We start from the raw sequence: 13019 nt of genomic DNA, 5'->3' as shown, positions 1-13019 counted from the left end.
GTTGTTTATTTATTGGCTTAGCAGTCGGTTTGTTGGGCGCTGGCGGCACCTGTGGCGGGTGGGCGCTGGGTGTGGTTGCCGGGTTGTTTGTCGAGTTGGTCTTTGAGGGCGTTGAAGTTGTCGGTGGCGGTTTTGAGGGCGCTTTCGAGGATGTTGATGCGGCCTTCTTGGGTGGCGGCATGCTCTAAGACGGTTTCAAAGGCTTTGGAGACATCGGCAAAGCGGGCGTCGTCGCCTGTTTTTTTGTTGGTGAAGCCTTTGATGAGATCCATGACTTTGGTGGCGAGGTTGCTGGTCTCGGCGTCGATTTCTTCAAATTCAAAGACTGTTTCGGTGGCTTCTGAGAAGAGGTTGCCGGGTGTGGCTTTGCGGGTGGCGTAGGGGTTGGCGTCTGGGTTTTGGGCGGCGAAGGCTAATACTTCGGTACCGAGGCTGGCGGGGCTGTCGGTGACGCCGAGGCCAACGAGGTAGGCTTCGCCGGTGTCGGCGAATTTGTCGTTGATTTCTACGCTGGTGTAGATCTTTTGCTTAGCCTTGGTCATGGCGACGAGGTCGTCTGTGGGCTGGATTTGGGCGAAGAGGGCGAGCTTTTTGTTGCCGTCGATGGTGACTTCTTCTGCTTTTACTGCTGTTACATCGCCATAGGCACGGAATGGGCTGTCGGCGAGGGTGCCGCGTATGTGTTCCATCCAGATACGGGCGCCGTATTTTTGCGGGTCGAAGTTTTTGGCCATCTGTTGTATCCAGCTGCGTTCTATTTTGCGGCCATCTGTGGTGGCGCCTTCGACGGCGACGCGGAAGAATTTTGACTTGAATTTTTTGGTGGACATGATGAAATAAGGGGCTGGGCAGTTGATGAGTGCCCATGGTCTTACTTGCGCTGAGTGTGTTCAACGGGCTGGGAGTTGTTAAGATTTTTATCAACTTTGCGGTACTGCCTACGCGGGCGCGATGCCCTTAATCTGGCGGCATGATTGCGATTGCCGACGATGACACGTCTGAAATTTCCCCCGATAACGAACTGGATGCGCCTGCTGATGGCGCAACGGTTGCGCCTACTTACGACCTGAAAAAGCACGCCCAGGCACTGTACTGGCAGGGCTGGCGGGTGTCTTCGATTGCGCGGCATCTGGAGATTGCCCGCACGACGGTGCAGAGCTGGTGTGACCGGGAGAAGTGGGATGAAACCCCGTTCATCGAGAAAATCGAAGCCAGCCTTGAAACGCGCCTGGTTCAACTAGTTGCCAAGGACGTTAAAACGGGTGGTGATTTCAAAGAGATTGATTTGCTCATGCGCCAGGCGGTGCAGACAGCACGGGTGCGGCGTTATGAGACACCGGGCGGCAATGAGGTAGATCTGAATCCCAAGCTGGCAAATCGCAATGCTGGCCCTAAGAAGAAGCCGACGCGCAATGATTACAGTGATGAGCAGCGCGACCAGTTGTTAGAGGCTTTCCGCGATTCGTTGTTTGATTATCAAAAGGTATGGTTGCGCAATGGGCATGAGCGCACGCGGGTGATTTTGAAGTCGCGGCAGATTGGCGCTACCTGGTACTTTGCGCGGGAGGCCTTAGCCGATGCAATAGAGACGGGGCGCAATCAGATTTTTCTATCTGCATCAAAAGCGCAGGCGCACGTATTCAAACAGTACATTATTCAATTCGCCAAAGAGGCGGCGGGCATCGAGCTGGCCGGTGATCCTATAGTTTTGCCCAATGGCGCACACCTGTATTTTTTGGGTACCAATGCTCGTACGGCCCAGGGATATCACGGCAATTTTTACTTTGATGAATTTTTCTGGACGCATAAATTCCAGGAATTGAACAAGGTGGCGTCAGGTATGGCGCTGCATAAACAATGGCGTAAGACCTATTTTTCTACGCCATCGAGTATTACGCATGAGGCTTACCCGTTCTGGACGGGGGAGCTGTTCAATAAGCGACGGCCCAAAAAAGACCAGGTCAATATTGATGTCAGCCACAAGCGGCTTGCCAGTGGTTTTACGGGTGAAGACAAGATGTGGCGGCAAATCGTCACGATCTTGGACGCCCAGGCTGGCGGCTGTGATCTGTTCGACATTGATGAGCTGCGCACTTACGAATATAGCCCGGACCAGTTTGAAAACCTGTTGATGTGTCAGTTCATTGATGACACGGCGTCTGTCTTCCCCCTGCAGGAGCTACAAAAGTGCATGGTGGACGCCTGGGTAGATTGGACAGACTTTAAGCCATTTACCACGCGGCCTTATGGTGATAACCCGGTCTGGATAGGGTATGACCCTGCTTTTACGGGGGATAGTGCCGGGCTGGTCATCCTTGCGCCGCCACGCACGCCAGGCGGCAAGTTCCGGGTGTTGGAGCGCATGCAGTTCAGGGGCATGGACTTTGCGGCCCAGGCAGAGCAGATACGGCAAACCACCATTCGCTACCACGTTGCCTTTATCGGCATTGACGCGACGGGTATGGGGGAGGGTGTGCACCAGTTGGTGAAGAACTTCTATCCCAATGTGACCAAGATCAACTATGACCCGGCTGTTAAAAGCCGCATGGTCATCAAGGCCCGCGATGTGATCAGCAAGGGCCGTCTGGAATTCGACGCCGGGGCCACGGATCTGGCGCAGGCATTCATGACGATTAAAAAGACCCTGACGGCCAGCGGCCAGCATGTGACCTATGTGGCCGACCGAAGCGAAGAAACCGGGCATGCAGACCTTGCCTGGGCATGTATGCATGCGCTGGACCATGAGCCATTGGATGGCGGCATAGGCAGCAATCAATCATTTATGGAGGTGTATTCATGACGAGAAAGAAGAGGCGCGGCAGTTTCAACGCTGGGCCAAGTAGTCAGGCTGAAGCGGTACCGGCTTTGCCAGTCTCGCCTGGGGCCGAGGTGTTCAGCTTTGGTGATCCTACGCCGGTATTAGACAGGTCTGAAATTCTGGACTATATCGAGTGCTGGACGAATGGGCGGTATTACGAACCGCCTATCAGTTGGGATGGCTTGGCTAAGTCTTTCAGGGCCAGCGTGCACCATTCAACGGCAATCTATGTAAAGCGCAACCTGCTGGCGGCCACCTTTATGCCGCATGCCTTGCTGTCACGTGAGGCGTTTAGCCGCTTTGCGCTGGACTTCCTTGTGTTTGGTAATGCCTATCTGGAAAACCGCAAAAGTCGCACCGGCAAGTCTTTGCAGCTTGCGCCCGCGCTTGCCAAGTACGTGCGCCGGTGCAGTGATGACTTGAGCCAATACGCCTTTGTGCGTGGCTGGCAAGAAGATCATGTCTTTGAGCCTGGTGCGATTTTCCACTTGATGGAGCCTGATATTAATCAGGAGGTGTATGGCCTGCCTGAATATCTAAGCGCCTTGCATTCTGCCTGGTTGAATGAGGCGGCGACGCTGTTCAGGCGTAAGTATTACAAGAACGGCTCTCACGCCGGTTTCATCCTGTACATGACAGACCCAGCCCAGAATCAAAGCGACGTTGACAACATGCGCCAGGCGCTACGCGATAGCAAGGGACCGGGCAATTTCCGCAATGTGTTCATGTATGCGCCTAACGGTAAGAAAGACGGCATCCAGATTTTGCCGGTTTCTGAGGTAGCGGCCAAGGATGAGTTTTTCAGCATCAAGAACGTGACACGCGATGACATGTTGGCTGCGCACAGGGTGCCGCCTCAACTGCTGGGCCTGGTGCCGAACAATACGGGCGGTTTTGGGGATGTTGAGAAAGCGGCCAAGGTGTTTTCTATGCATGAGTTGGAACCGCTGCAGGCGCGTTTCAGGGAGTGTAACGAGTGGCTGGGCGAGGAGGTGATCCGCTTCACGCCTTATTCATTGGGTGATGAGGGAGGTAATACGAAATGAGTGATGTTGCGGATATGTCAGATAAAAATGTCGAGATGTTTATTGCTTCGGCGATTGCGTTTGCGCGGGGTAGGGTACGCATGCGGTGTACGGGGGCTTGTCGGTTTTGTGATGAATCGGTGGCACCCGATACGCTATTTTGTGATCGGGATTGCCGGGATGATTTTGAGCGGGAGAGGGCGGCGCGGCAGAGGACGGGGAGCTGAACTAATTATTGGCAATTAGGTCTGTTCAGTTTGGCTAGGACTCATGCCAGGCCTTTATTTTTTTCGAGGGAAACTGGACGATAATGGAGCATTTTTCCCAAGTGTCTGATTTGTAATACTATTCGGGTCATTTGTGTCGAGACTAATAGGGTCTTTCAAAGAAAGTCCAATTTTATTGGCTTGGGATTTTGGAATATTTGAGGATCCGCCCGGAGTTGAAGAGCCTTTTTTGATGTCAGCATCCCGAGCCTCTTCATAGGCTGTTTTAGGTTCGCCGAAAAAAAGTAGAGTAGACCAATTGCAGTCTTCTTTTTCTAACGAAGTTTTATCTTTTGTGCATTCGCATTTTGCATGGACATATAGTTTCGGTTTTGCATCACATTTGGTTGATTGTGCAATGGCGGCTGTGGAAAATGCGATAGCAAAAACAAGTAATAAAAAGCACCACTTTGGAAATTTCATTTTGATGTTTCCTTGTCATAAGTATCTGCAAAACGATTCGTAAAACAACGAGCGAATTGTAGTCCATCCGAATTGTTAATTCGACAGTCTTGGTAGTTGCGAACTGAAAGCTCTTCACGTTCACTCAGACTATGCTTTTCAGCAATATTTCGTTGAGCTGCAGATTTGCCTTCATACCAATATCCTGGGATATCACCCGCGCGATACTCGTTTGGTAAAATTCCACTCCCACTTGCCATAAGTGAGCCCAGTATAAAAATTGCCAGGCCCGTTGAGCCTGTCTTGACATCAAACTTTATTCCATTGGCCGCTCCAGACAATGTCATCCCATTTTCAGTTTTTTGTTGTGTGTCACTGATTTCTTTAAAACCTAGCAGGATGAACATTATCCCAACAGACATAACGGCAAAACCTATATTCATCACTGCAACTTTCATTACTTGCTTATTTATCATTACGTTGTAATTTACATTTTCTGTTTGTAGTTTCGTAAACAAGAGAAAGTCATTTGCACTTGATAGTTCTTTCCTGACTTTTATGAAGTTTTCAGTGACTGTGTTGTTACTCTCATGAGTTTGAATATTGTGGCTCAATTCGTGAAGCACGAAATATGCTTGAAACATCAATATTAAGGGGATCACGACCCCCAAAAACAAAGTTGCCATGCCTTTAGCAAATTTGTAAATTATTGTCTGATTTTCAATTTTCTTGTCCGTGATCATTCTTTTATCTCAAGATGAAATTACGTCAACATTTAATATAGATTTCTAGTCTATTTATTACAAGTCTTATTTGTCTTATTAACATTATTTATTGACTAATATTTTGTGCGCGTGAAAAGGCAAATTATGTTGGGAAGTTTGTCGACGGAAGGCAGTTGATAAAGCAGGAAACGGGTGTGGCGGACAATATGATTTGAGTTCGATAAGCTGGCATGCACTACACTTTGGGCCGAAAATTGTGCTACACCCGAAAATCTATTGCCTTGTAGCTATGAGCACTCCATCAACCACCTTAGGATCTCAATGAGATGGTTTCATTTACACAATTTCTTCAGGTATTTCCCATTTAATCCCCTGGCGCGCAGACATCCCCCCACCACGCCTGTCCGCTAAATAGGTCGCTTTTTACTCAAATATGCGTCACCAGTTAGGACCAAGCCCGACTTACGTTTGCTGCCACCCGGTTAGCCTCAATTGATGACGCAATTTGACGCAAATTTTCATACATTTGAGGTGCAAGGTGTCGTGTGTACCGACACATACTCACATAGGATTTTGGCGGAGCCAATTAGGGGAAACGGTAACCAAAAGAAGGCAGGACGGAACTGCAGGATCCGGTGTGAAATTAATGCATTTCCAACCCGGTAGGCGATTAAGCTCTGTTAGTCTCGCCTACGCTGACTGTTTTCGTTGCTAAGATTTGCCATGAATCATTCGTTTAACGATATCATGCAGCTTATTTTTTTGCGGAATATAAATTATGTTTAGAATTTTCAAGAAAGAAAACTCGTCTCTAAATTTAGTACTTGTATTGATTTTGTCAGGGTGTGCCAGCATAGTGGGAGTTCAAGGACTTCACACATATGAGGGTGAAAAAAAGCCAGATGCGCAACTCGCTACTATAGTTCAAACCGAAGACCCCAATATCCAGGGCAATGGATATTTCATCGGCGTTGATGGAGTGGAATACGGAGGATACTTTGCAGGTCATCCACGCATTGTGAAGATGTTGCCGGGCCAGCATTACGTTACATATGAATGCGTTTTACATCCTTCAGGAATGCGTGCAAGAATCAGAACTCGTTTTAACTTTGAAGCCGGAAAATTCTATGGGCTTTTTTGTGAAGAAAAAACATTTGGATTGGCCACTCCAATTGTAAAAAGTTACGGAACGACACGCCCAATCTAAGTCGATCGACTCAATGGCATGTGGTTGAGATGCCAATTCGGCTACAAGTTGGTTTCAATCCAAAGCGTGCATATTTTCAATAAATTACTTAAATGAGAATGATTAAAACACTTTCTATTTTTTCCCTAGGACTAACTCTTACCGCATGTTCAACGTATACCCCACCCGTAAGCGGCAGTATTGCGACCATACGGTTCTTGGGCAGAACCCCGGGTGTGCTGATTAGTGAAAGCGGCACTTGCGGCACACCACACCCTGCTATCAAAGGTCATACTGAGCAAAGAGATATTTCAATTCCAGCAGGCAAGCGCATTTGGTTAGATACCAATCACGGATACTGTGGACTTACTTTTTCTTTCATTCCGTTGGAAGGAAAGACTTACACTTCAGAATTTCAACATCATGGCACCTCTTGCTCAACGAATCTTTTCGAAATTCGCCCAGATTCTACAAAAGTAATTCCTGAAAGTGCACGATCGGAAAAACGATTACGTTGCAGTTTTTAGAGGGAACGGAAGGCACGGGGTCGCTTTTTACTCAAATAATCCCCTCAACTGGCACCATTATGGTGTTAGCTAGGGGAATATCTCCCTGGTTTGGCGGTCTGCACAGTCTGTCGTAAAGGCTTGCCCGTTATTGGATTTATCTTCCATCCGTTGGGGTTTTCCCAATGCTTCAATGCCATTTCAAATATGGTAATCATCTCGATGATTGCAGCCAGTTGTGGTGATTATCCCCACGACTGAAATCGTTCTTAATGGCAACCACTGTAGTGGTCTAATAATACCGGACACCGAGATAGGTGGGATAATTGACCTATTGAGGAAAAGAGATGAAAGCCAAAAGAAGAACCTTTGAGATGGCATTTAAGCTACAAGTAGTACGCATGGTGACAGAGCAAGGTTTAAGTGTGAACCAGGTGTGCAAGGAATTCAAGCTGGGAGAGACGGCGGTACGCCGGTGGTTGAGCCAGCTGGATGTGGAGAAACTTGAGGAGGCTGGAGTAGGGAAGTCTTTAACGCCAGAGCAACTGCGCATACGTGAACTGGAAGCACAAAATCGGCAGCTCCGGCAGGATGTCGATATCTTAAAAAAGGCATCGGCCTTCTTTGCCAAAGAGCTGAAATGAGATATCGGGTCATCCATCAGTTGCAACAGAAGGCCATTCCGGTACAGGCGGCATGCAAGGCAATGGAAGTATCCAGGTCCGGTTATTACGCCCACTTAAGGAGCCAGAAGAGCCTGCAAAAAGTCTGCGCGACCAGTGTACATCTGAAAGCAGCATTTGAAATCAGTGGCAGCACCTATGGCAGTCGCCGCCTGCAAAGCAGTTTGCAGCACAAAGGGTTAAAGGTAGGCCGTCACCGGATACGCACTCTCATGAAGCGACATCGGATGCAGGTAATCTGGAAGCGCAAGTTCATTCATACGACCAACAGCAAGCATGATTTACCTATAGCGCCAAACCAATTGGACCGCCAGTTTGAACAGAAAGAACCCAACCGTGCCTGGGTAGCCGATATCACCTATATCCGTACCCAAAGCGGGTGGCTGTACCTGGCGGCAGTGCTGGACCTGTATTCACGCAAGATCGTGGGTTGGGCAATGGCACCACACATGCATGCCGAACTCGTTTGTGAAGCCCTGCAAATGGCACTGATACAACGTGCACCCGACGCTGGATTGATCGTACATTCAGACAGAGGGAGCCAGTATGCCAGCGGATCCTACCAGCACTTGTTGAGGAAGTATGGATGCATTTGCAGCATGAGCAGAAAGGGAAATTGCTGGGACAATGCTGTTATGGAGCGATTCTTCCTGAGCTTAAAAATGGAGCGTGTCTGGCGTAAGACCTACGCCAATCATGCATGAAGCCATGCATGACATTGCAGATTATATTGTGAGCTTTTACAACAACATCCGTCTGCATTCCACCCTGGGTAATCTGCCGCCCAGTGTCTATGAGCAACAAATGGTAGAAAAAGAACCTATCCCTGTGTCCGAAAATACTTGACCACTACAGTATCCGCAGGTTGCCAAATCATGGACAAACCACTGGCCCAATCTACGGACCATCTTCGAGTATCCGCCGGAGATACGCGGGGCCATTTATACGACCAATGCCATCGAATCACTTAACAGCGTCATCCGGTCAGCCACCAAGCGCAGAAAATTTTTCCCCAATGATGCCTCGGCCATGAAAGTGGTGTACCTGGCGATACAACAGGCAGCGAAGAAATGGACCATGCCTATACAACACTGGCGACAGGCACTGAATCGCTTTGATAGCGAATTTGGTGAGCGCATCAACGCTCACCAATAGCTCCGGGAGAACTTACACAGTTATTTTTACAGGCTCCTAGCGACAATTAAACTGAATTCTATTGTTCTTTCGAGTATTTTCTATGTGCTGTTTTTCATGATCACATGTTCGCAATAATTGGTATCTATTCGGGCATGTGTCGAACCTGGAAAAATCTCAATAATTTCAAATTCGCGTGTGTAAATACGCGAGGCTGGTCACCCCTGTATAGACACAGACCTATATCAAATTATTTTTTGCATCCCAAAAATCAAGACTCACCTGTTGTGGTTGGTTTTTGAGCATCTCTCATGCATAACCAAATTTCTGCGTCCTTCATTTAAGTCATTAATTATATTTTTCATTGCTATTGTGACTTACTTGAGATCACCCCATTTGATGACAAAGTACCGATGTCAAAACAGGTGTATTTGTCCATCCGCCCCAATCAACTGAATTTCACTGTGTGCCGACACTTCGTCTCGATTTTTTTGAAATACATGTAAAAAAATTAATTTGTAGCGAAGTTCAGTTTTTTCTGACTATCCCCATTGCAAGTTAAAAACTATGGCCTTTATCGTTGTATAGTTTGATTGGTGCCAGTTTGACACATTGATGGTGGCATTTTGTCGCCAGTGTGATATAATTCAGGCTTGATAACAAAATATGGCTTTTAACAAAAAGTGAGGTGAATATGAATAGTTGAAAATAAATAATTTTAAAAACACAATTTAATTGGTAGTGAAGTGCTTTAAGAGCACGCCGAAAGGTATAGATATGATTAACGCGACGGAAAATAGAGACCGGATTACAGCCCGAGTTTCTCAGCCCATAGCAACAAAGTTACAGGTAGCAGCAGATTTGACGGGCGCGACCTTGAACCAGTTTTTGGTTCAGGCTGCGATCGAAAAGGCGGACAGAATTATCAATCACGAACGTGTGATATTTTTTTCGCTAGAAGATGCTGCTTTATTTATAAAATTGCTTGATACCCCTAATCGGCCTAATGAAGTGCTGAGAAAGGCGTTTGAAAAGCGCAAAATAAAGGCAGAAAATGACAACGTTCGTAACAGCACTGGAAGCAGTGCATGATGTAAGAAGCTTTAATTGCGGTAATGAAGTATTAAACACATGGGTCCAGCAAATCGCGAAGCAGCATAAGAAGAACTTAATTTCGCAAACATTTGTCATTGTCCATGAAGATAAGCCACAGGTTGTTTTGGGGTTTTATAGTTTGGCAATACGGGCATTAATTTCTAGAGATACCTTGCCGCCGAGTATGGCAAAAAAATTGCCAGCCAATGTACCAGCTATCACGTTAGGAAGGTTGGCTGTTGAAGAAAGCCAACAAGGTCGGGGTTACGGTGAAGAATTGCTGCTTGACGCCATGAGTCGTGCCAAATCTGCGGCAGAAGCTGTTGGGGGCTGGGCACTATTTGTTGACGCCAAAGACGAAAAAGCGGCAGCGTTTTATTTGAGATATGGGTTTGTTGCGATGCCCTCGAATCCTCTGAGTTTACTTATTCCTATTGCCCACATACCATAGCGTCGTTTAGTTCCGTTAAATTCGTCTATGATCTGAGAGCCTGGGAGCGGTGGATAAATGTGTCTAAAATTAATTTTTTCACATGCTCGCTTTCAGCTATGACACCACGCTTATAGTATTTGACTTCACCCCCACCCGCCACAACCCTGTCCCGTAACCAGTATTGATGCACCAGCGCAATACGGGCTACGCGGCCATAGAACCCTACTTCCAGCCCGTTGCCGTTTGCCTTTGCTTTGAGGTGGGTGTTTGTCCTTAGTTTGTTGAACATACTGGCTTTTTGCTTTTTGATGCGGCCTTGTTTGCCGCGTATGTTTTTGCGTTGTTTGCGCGGTGCGTAGGGCGTGCCGTCGGGGTTTTGTTGTGCCTGGATGCGGGGTCTAGGTTGGTCAGCAGGGTGCTGACCCATGTCTCCAGCGCGGTGAGGTCGTCTTGCATTATGTGGGTGGGATGGGGTGCACCTGCCATTCTGCCAGCAGCTTGTCGCCGTTGATCAGTTGCCACCAAGCGGGTGCCGGTCTGTTTGACGATGACGCGCTCTGTCAGGTCTATCTCCAGGCTGATGTCAACGCTGTTGTGGTTGTTGAAGTCGACCATGAAGCGTATGCCTTTGGCTTTGTCGTCGTTGCCGAGCAGGTCTGCCTGGTGGGTTGCCAGCCAATCGAGCAGGGGGGGGCGATGAGGGCGTCTTCTTCACCGCTGTAGTCGGTGACGATGATATTGAGGACGTAGGCGTATTCAAACGAGCGTGAGGCGATGCTGATCATTGCATTGCTCTATGGTGGCAGTCTGGTCCAGCTTGACGCCACCAGTGTGGCCCCGGCAAATGGTGGGGATGCTGACGGCGGCAAGGTAGGCGGTTTGCCTGGTGCCTTCAAACAGGACTATCAGAGGCAAGGCGGCAATGCCTTCGGCGATGAGTTTTTGTTTGATATCCGTACTCATGATTGGCTTTTACCTTTCTGCACATTGGCGTTCTGATTTACACGGCGGTGCAGCCAGGGCTTGATGAGTCTGTCGCGCAGGAAGAAGGTGATTTGCAGGGCGGTGTAGATGATGATGAGGATGAATACCCATTCATTGAGGGGGATGCCGAGCTGGGTGATGGCTTTGCCCATAGGCAGGAATGCGCCCAGGCGGCTGACACCCAGATTTAAAGCCAGCACGCACGGCGTCAATGCTATCTTTGTGTCGCATGCCTTGCTGTCACGCGAGGCGTTTAGCCGGTTTGCTCTGGATTTTTGGTGTTTGGTAATGCTTATCTGGAAAACCGTAAAAGCCCTAACGGCAAGCCTTTGCCGCTTGAGCCTGCGCTTGCCAAGTACATGCGCCGATGTAGTGACGACTTGAACCAATACGCCTTTGTGCTTGGCTGGCAGGAAGATCATGTGTTTGAGTCTGGGGCGATTTTCCATTTGATGGAGCCGGACATCAATCAGGAGGTGTACGGCCTGCCGGAATATCTCAGCGCTTTGCACTCTACCTGGTCGAATGAAGCAGCCACGCTATTCAGGTGCAAGTATTGCAAGAACGGCTCTCATGCTGGTTTCATCTTGTATATGACAGACCCTGCACAGAATCAAAGTGACGTCGACAACATGCGCCAGGCACTACGCTATAGCAAGGGGCCAGGCAATTTCCGCAATGTGTTCATGTATGCGCCCAACGGCAAGAAGGACGGCATACAGATATTGCTAGTGTCTGAGGTGGCGGCCAAGGATGAATTTTTCAGCATCAAGAACGTGACGCGTGACGACATGCTGGCGGCGCACCGGGTACCACCGCAACTGCTGGGTCTGGTGCCGAACAATACGGGCGGTTTTGGGGCTGTTGAGCCAGCGGCCAAGGTGTTTGCCATGAACGAGCTGGAACCGCTGCAGGCGCGGTTTAGAGAGTGTAACGAGTGGCTGGGCGAGCAAGTGATCCGTTTCACGCCTTATTCATTGGGTGATGAAATTTCTAAGCCTGCGTAGGAACTCGCTGACAAGTTTTGTGGTCGTGGTCTTGTAGATGTGGTGTGAATTGATTGGTATCTTGCCATACGTTTTAAATATTTCTTCAGCAGGCAAAGTCTGGGTAATTCAAGGGATTTGCTGATTTCTTGCCATATGTTTTTGGGAAATATCAACTCGCGCAATCGCCAATTATTCAATTCAGGAGTTTTACGATGACCACCATACAAGCCCATGCGGCAAAGAAAGCAGCAATCAGATCCAATGTGCGTATTTCAAAATCCAAATTGACGGAAGAGACCATTCTGCCAATGAGTGAGATGGAATATATGAATGATGCACAATTGGCGTTTTTTAGATCGCGTCTGCAGGATATTGAGTTGGGCCTGGTGTAAAATGCCAACGAGACCTCGGCGCATTTGCAGGAGAATGAAATCATCACGGACCCTGTTGATCGTGCCACGATAGAGGAGGAGCATGCGCTTGAATTACGTACACGTGATCGTGAAAGAAAATTGCTCAAGAAAGTGCGTGCTGCAATTGCGCGTATAGACGAGGGGGACTATGGCTGGTGCGAAGATTCTGGCGAACCTATTGGTGTTGAGCGCCTGCTGGCACGACCTACCGCTACGCTATCGCTGGAGGTGCAGCAGCGTCATGAGCAAAGACAAAAAATATTTGGACATTGATTCTTATTCTGGCCAAATGCAAACAAGCCCTTGCTGATCAAGGGCTTGTTTGCATTTGGCGCTCGATTTAGTGCTGCCTGGCTTGCA

11 protein-coding genes and 5 pseudogenes are annotated in these 13019 nt (G+C 48.4%); 9 read left to right on the top strand and 7 right to left on the bottom strand.

What is annotated here, in order from left to right:
• Nucleotides 1-17: 17 nt before the first annotated feature.
• Nucleotides 18-830, bottom strand: coding sequence for a GPO family capsid scaffolding protein (locus ACO0LC_RS15735; protein ID WP_423004676.1), 813 nt, complete (start codon nucleotides 828-830; stop codon nucleotides 18-20).
• A 140-nt stretch (nucleotides 831-970) separates the two neighbouring features.
• On the opposite strand from ACO0LC_RS15735, the gene ACO0LC_RS15730 reads away from it, so the two are divergent.
• Together ACO0LC_RS15730 and ACO0LC_RS15725 are read left to right on the top strand one after the other, a co-directional pair.
• Nucleotides 971-2800, top strand: a complete 1830-nt coding sequence (locus tag ACO0LC_RS15730; protein WP_423004674.1) for a terminase ATPase subunit family protein — start codon at nucleotides 971-973, stop codon at nucleotides 2798-2800.
• Nucleotides 2797-3864: a phage portal protein gene (locus tag ACO0LC_RS15725; RefSeq protein ID WP_423004672.1), complete on the top strand. Its 1068-nt coding sequence runs from the start codon at nucleotides 2797-2799 to the stop codon at nucleotides 3862-3864. Before ACO0LC_RS15730 ends, ACO0LC_RS15725 begins: the two co-directional genes overlap by 4 nt.
• Nucleotides 3865-4124: 260 nt before the next feature.
• On the opposite strand, the gene ACO0LC_RS15720 is transcribed toward ACO0LC_RS15725, so the two are convergent.
• Nucleotides 4125-4532, bottom strand: a complete 408-nt coding sequence (locus ACO0LC_RS15720) for a hypothetical protein (protein ID WP_423004670.1) — start codon at nucleotides 4530-4532, stop codon at nucleotides 4125-4127.
• Complete coding sequence (locus ACO0LC_RS15715) at nucleotides 4529-5254, bottom strand: hypothetical protein (protein ID WP_423004668.1); 726 nt, start codon at nucleotides 5252-5254, stop codon at nucleotides 4529-4531. Before ACO0LC_RS15715 ends, ACO0LC_RS15720 begins: the two co-directional genes overlap by 4 nt.
• A 760-nt stretch (nucleotides 5255-6014) precedes the next feature.
• Here ACO0LC_RS15715 and ACO0LC_RS15710 point away from each other — a divergent pair.
• The 5 genes and pseudogenes from ACO0LC_RS15710 (at nucleotide 6015) to ACO0LC_RS15690 (ending at nucleotide 10291) form a co-directional block, all read left to right on the top strand.
• On the top strand, nucleotides 6015-6443 hold the full coding sequence (locus tag ACO0LC_RS15710; RefSeq protein WP_423004666.1) for a hypothetical protein: 429 nt from the start codon (nucleotides 6015-6017) through the stop codon (nucleotides 6441-6443).
• An 832-nt stretch (nucleotides 6444-7275) separates the two neighbouring features.
• Nucleotides 7276-8457, top strand: a pseudogene (locus ACO0LC_RS15705) (IS3 family transposase).
• 6 nt (nucleotides 8458-8463) lie between these two features.
• Nucleotides 8464-8766 (top strand): annotated as a pseudogene (locus ACO0LC_RS15700) (transposase); the annotation flags it as partial.
• A 756-nt stretch (nucleotides 8767-9522) separates the two neighbouring features.
• On the top strand, nucleotides 9523-9837 hold the full coding sequence (locus ACO0LC_RS15695) for a DUF1778 domain-containing protein (RefSeq protein ID WP_423004664.1): 315 nt from the start codon (nucleotides 9523-9525) through the stop codon (nucleotides 9835-9837).
• Nucleotides 9800-10291: a GNAT family N-acetyltransferase gene (locus ACO0LC_RS15690; RefSeq protein ID WP_423004662.1), complete on the top strand. Its 492-nt coding sequence runs from the start codon at nucleotides 9800-9802 to the stop codon at nucleotides 10289-10291. The genes ACO0LC_RS15695 and ACO0LC_RS15690 overlap by 38 nt, the downstream gene beginning before the upstream one ends.
• 25 nt (nucleotides 10292-10316) lie before the next feature.
• Here the strand turns inward: ACO0LC_RS15690 and ACO0LC_RS15685 are convergent, their stop codons facing one another.
• The 4 genes and pseudogenes from ACO0LC_RS15685 to ACO0LC_RS15670 all read right to left on the bottom strand — a co-directional run bounded on the left by ACO0LC_RS15685 (nucleotide 10317) and on the right by ACO0LC_RS15670 (nucleotide 11457).
• Nucleotides 10317-10700, bottom strand: a complete 384-nt coding sequence (locus ACO0LC_RS15685) for a phage virion morphogenesis protein (protein WP_423004660.1) — start codon at nucleotides 10698-10700, stop codon at nucleotides 10317-10319.
• Nucleotides 10701-10867: 167 nt separating this feature from the next.
• A pseudogene (locus tag ACO0LC_RS15680) lies at nucleotides 10868-10927 on the bottom strand (hypothetical protein); the annotation flags it as partial.
• Nucleotides 10928-11029: 102 nt separating this feature from the next.
• Nucleotides 11030-11236 carry a glycoside hydrolase family protein gene (locus tag ACO0LC_RS15675; RefSeq protein WP_423004658.1) on the bottom strand — a complete coding sequence of 69 codons (207 nt, stop codon included), beginning with the start codon at nucleotides 11234-11236 and terminating at the stop codon, nucleotides 11030-11032.
• The gene (locus ACO0LC_RS15670; protein WP_423004763.1) at nucleotides 11233-11457 is read right to left on the bottom strand and encodes a hypothetical protein; all 225 of its coding nucleotides are present in this window, start codon (nucleotides 11455-11457) and stop codon (nucleotides 11233-11235) included. The genes ACO0LC_RS15675 and ACO0LC_RS15670 overlap by 4 nt, the downstream gene beginning before the upstream one ends.
• Between ACO0LC_RS15670 and ACO0LC_RS15665 the strand changes: the two are divergent.
• Together ACO0LC_RS15665 and dksA are read left to right on the top strand one after the other, a co-directional pair.
• Nucleotides 11432-12264 (top strand): annotated as a pseudogene (locus ACO0LC_RS15665) (phage portal protein); the annotation flags it as partial. The gene ACO0LC_RS15670 and the pseudogene ACO0LC_RS15665 sit on opposite strands and share 26 nt — an antisense overlap.
• A gap of 194 nt (nucleotides 12265-12458) precedes the next feature.
• Nucleotides 12459-12932, top strand: a pseudogene (gene dksA / locus ACO0LC_RS15660) (RNA polymerase-binding protein DksA).
• Nucleotides 12933-13019: the final 87 nt, after the last annotated feature.

The organism is Undibacterium sp. JH2W, from assembly GCF_049340425.1.
GTDB lineage: Bacteria > Pseudomonadota > Gammaproteobacteria > Burkholderiales > Burkholderiaceae_D > Undibacterium.
This window is presented reverse-complemented; position numbering and strand designations above follow the sequence as displayed.